We start from the raw sequence: 3,723 nt of genomic DNA, 5'->3' as shown, positions 1-3,723 counted from the left end.
CGCGCGCGGCCCTGCGGCAGGCGCAGCGGCTGACCCAGAGCGATCGGCGCACCGACCGGAACCTCCGCTGGACCGCCGTCGATGTTTTTCTCACCGACCGGCCTGTACGCAGCCTTGACGAGCTGTTCAACGAGTTGAGTGTCGTTCTCGTCCAGCAGGGACTCACGCCGGGCGACCATGTGCGCTTCGTGAGTCAGCTGACCCGACAGGGATGGCGGATGTTGGAGGACGGTGATGGTGCGGAGGCGAAGAAGGCCTTCGTCAACGCCATCACGTGGATCAACAAGAACGTTCCGCCCTCCGAACCCACGGATCCACAGGGAAAAATCAAGATTCGGCGTGCGGACCAACTGCGTTGGCTGGCGATCGTCAACGCAGTCAACGGCATGGCCGCTGCTGTCGCCGCAGCGCCGTCGGAGACGCTCGACGATGACCAACACGAGATGACGTCGGTGGCGGTCGAGGCGGCCGGTCTACTCGGCCAGCCGCTGGTCCAGGCGCACCTGCTGAGATCCCTCGCGATCATCAGCCACCGTCGCGGAGATGCCGCCGATCGGGTAGCCGGCCTGCTCCGTCGTGCACGAGACGTCGCCGACCACCGGGCACACGTACTGGCCGACGGACACCACCTGGCCGTTTGGGCCCGGCACCGCCAGAACGTCGCGCAGTCCCTGTGGGATCTCGTCGGGATCGATGAACCCGAACCGCAGCGGCCAGGCGGCGATACTGCCGGAAGGCTCTTCGTTCGCCTCGCCGCCGACCGCTCAGAGACGTTCGGCGTAGCGCGAGATCGGCTCATCACCCCACCTGAGCCGTCACACCAGGCACCACCCGAAGCTGTCTCGGACCCACCTCCCATACCTCAAGCTCCGGTGTCCCCGACCCCCATCGTGAACGCCGCACCGGAAACCACGTCCGCCGCTGCGGAGCCGGTCTGGCTGGCGAGCCTGATCGCTGAAACCGGAGGCCGTTGCTGGACCCTCGCCCTCGCCGTGGAGACAGCCCGTGATCTCGGGCATCGCCATGTCGGCCTGGAACACGTCCTGCTCGCCACTCTCTCCGACGGCGGATGCGCCTACCTGATGACGCCACTGGGCGCTCCGCTCAGCGCGGTACGACAGACGACTGCCTCCTGGTACGCCTCCGGCGTCGACCCGCCGACCGAAGCTGAACCGGCCCTGTGGCCGCTCGCCCGCTCCGCTCTCGCGGTCGCCCGCGGGGTCGGTGAGACCCGGGTACGCCCGGCCCACCTACTGCTGGCCCTGCTGGCCGACACTCACGGTAGCGGCGCGGCGGCCCTCGTCCGGCACGGGGTGGACCTCGAAGAGGCGTCTGCCCGAATCAGAGCCGACCTGCTCGATCCTGTACGGGAAACCCTGCTCGCACCGCTGTTCGCCGCAGGCCGCGCGGCCGCCGCGCATCGGCTGACGCTGCCCGCCTGGCTCGCAGTCGGCGCCGCGCTCGACCTGGCCGCTGACACGCCCGCAGCCATCCTCGACCCCGATCACCTTCGGGCGGCACTACATACGCCACCCGCGCAGCCGAACCAGGACCGCAGTCTCGTTCGGTTGGGATGCCAGGCCCGCGGCGTCCTGGCGGCGGCACGGCACACCGCCGACCACGACGGCAGTTGGGGTATCGAGGTATCCCACCTGCAACAGGCAACCGAAGACGACCCGGGACCAGCACCACCCGGCACCACTCTGCTCACTCGCGCCGCAAGCGCCGTCGCACGTGACCGTCGGTCCCGATGGACCGGCCCGGAGGACATAGCCATGGCCGGGACCGACCATGGGCGGCCGTTAGCCGATCCGGTACCCGTCCTCACTCCACAGGCACGGCGGATGCTGCCGACTCACCACCTAGCGCGGAGCGTGGAATGAGGCGCTGCCGACACCACCCGACGGCAGTGCGTCGTGCCGCCCAGATAGAGGACACGGGACGGCTCGCCGAGGCGCTCGACGCATACCTGGAGATCCTCGCTCAGCACCCGATCCGTACCCGATGCCGCTGGCCGGTCGCCCTAGCCGCCGCCCACCTCGCCTACCTGCTCGGCTGCTACGAGCTCGCCCGGCGGCTTGCCGGCGCGGCCCACGATGACTCACCCAGCCGCGGGCGCGGCGAGGCGGAAGCGCGGATTCTGCTGGCGCTAACCCAAGCGCGCGACGGCGAACTCGAGTCGGCCGCCGTGCTCCTGGACAAGGCGGCCACCGAGGTGCGCCGCCCGGGCGCGCGCATCACGCGTGCCCTGACGAACGCGCGCACCGTCGTGGCAGTGCTCGCCAGCACACCGCCGCCTGCCATGCAGGCCAGCGGCGGTGACCCGATCGAACGCGCGTCAGCTGGCCTCGAACGAGCATCGGCAATGCTGGCCAAGGAACAGTACGCGAAAGCGGAACGGGAATTGGCCGACGTCCGTGGTCTGCTGTCCAGCAACGGCGGGACGCTCGAACGGATTCTCTGGTCCCTGGCCGTCGTCGGGCACGCCGGCACGAGCGAGACTTCCAGCACTGACACTGAGCTTGCCGCATCCATCCTCGTCCGGGCCGGCCTCGCTCCCCAAGCGACGCGGCTCGTTCCCGACCGGCATCGCAGCTCGGAGATCTGCTGGTACTCGCAGGCGAATCTAATCGGAGACTGGGCCAAGGCCGCGCAACAGGTCGGCGGGTGGTTGACCGACGAGGACACCCGCACCCTGTTAGACCGCATTCAGACCATCTATGGCGGCCTAGGCAAGACCGACCCGAACAACTTCGCTGACGCGGACATGCGCGCGCTGCGGAGCGTCTCGCTGCACGCCGCCCGCATCGGGCGCCGTGACCTGGCCATGGGCGCCTCGGCGATCAGCCTGCGTCTGGCCCGGGCACGATATGCGAACACTGGTAGAAGATCCTGGAACGAACTGGCATGGGCCCTGGTTCGACGATCCTGGTGCCTGGACGATGCGGGCCTCGTCCGCGAACAGCGCGCGGCCCTTGCCGAAGCTGCTGAGCTCTTCCGTCATCACGGGGTGGACGGCAGCGATCGCGGCACCTGCCGCGATCTCTACAAAAAGATCAGACAACTGCACGAGCAGCACGGGGAGTGGAACGCCGCTGCAGCCGTCGCTGTGCACACCGAGCAGATACTCAACGACGATGCGCTGCCGGCGATCGACGCCGCCCTCGATGACGCGCAGCACCGGGCGCGACGAGCCGGCGCGGAGACGGCTGGCACGCAAATCGACCAGGAACGCATCGAGGTGCTGCGGCTGATGGCGAGCAGCGATCCTGGGACGTACGCGACCCGCTATCTCGCTCTGCTGCTCACCGCCCCTGGCGCAAAACCGACGACCACTCATGCGGTCGGAGAGGCGCTCAGCTTCCTCGCGCGACTCCTCGATGAACGCCGCCGGCTGGATGGGCCGGCGCTGGCCCGAGTCGTGCTGAACGGTGCCCGCCGGTGCGCCGAACTCGCACCCCGGCGAACCCTCGACCTGCTCGGGCACGCAGATGCACAGCTCGGCCTGCACCCAGACGCCGAGTTCCACCACGTCCGCGCGGCTTGCCTCACCGCTCTCGGCCGTGGTGACGACGCCGCGGACAGCTTGCGCGCGGAGTTCAGGGCGCTATTGGCCTCCCGTTGTGACAACGACGAGTTCCGCAGTCGCGCGGCACAGATCGCGGACGAGCTATGGCGGGCTGAACGACCGGAAAACGCCGTCTCCGTGCTGGACGCGGCGAT

At 69.1% G+C, this 3,723-nt stretch carries 2 protein-coding genes; both read left to right on the top strand.

What is annotated here, in order from left to right:
- A partial coding sequence (locus tag AB0J68_RS29165) for a Clp protease N-terminal domain-containing protein (RefSeq protein ID WP_363941726.1) occupies positions 1-1,883 on the top strand: 1,883 nt, incomplete at its 5' end.
- A 26-nt stretch (positions 1,884-1,909) separates the two neighbouring features.
- The coding region (locus AB0J68_RS29160; protein WP_363941724.1) for a hypothetical protein at positions 1,910-3,723 on the top strand (1,814 nt) is incomplete at its 3' end.

Source organism: Micromonospora sp. NPDC049580 (assembly GCF_040675595.1).
Classification (GTDB): domain Bacteria; phylum Actinomycetota; class Actinomycetes; order Mycobacteriales; family Micromonosporaceae; genus Micromonospora.
This window is presented reverse-complemented; position numbering and strand designations above follow the sequence as displayed.